Source organism: Bacillus cereus group sp. BfR-BA-01355 (genome assembly GCF_022663675.1).
GTDB lineage: Bacteria > Bacillota > Bacilli > Bacillales > Bacillaceae_G > Bacillus_A > Bacillus_A thuringiensis_S.
In genome coordinates, this window is the sequence record NZ_JAKUFY010000372.1 from 1 (window position 1) to 300 (window position 300).

Consider the following 300-nt stretch of genomic DNA (forward strand, 5'->3'; position numbering starts at 1 on the left):
AAGCAAGAAGATGAAAAACGTCTAGCCGAGGAACAAGCTCGTAAGCAAGAGGATGAAGAACGTCTAGCTGATGAACAGGCTCGTAAACAACAAGAAGAACAAAAACGTCAGGCTGATGAACAAGCTCGTAAGCAACAAGAAGAACAAAAACGTCAGGCTGATGAACAAGCTCGTAAGCAACAAGAAGAACAAAAACGTCAGGCTGATGAACAAGCTCGTAAGCAACAAGAAGAGCAAAAAGCACAGCAAACTCAAACACAACCTACCTCAGGAAATACTAGTAGTGCATATTACAAAAAT

The 300-nt window shown here is 41.3% G+C and carries 1 pseudogene; it reads left to right on the forward strand.

From position 1 onward, the window contains the following. Positions 1 to 300, forward strand: a pseudogene (locus MR167_RS32095) (excalibur calcium-binding domain-containing protein); the annotation flags it as partial.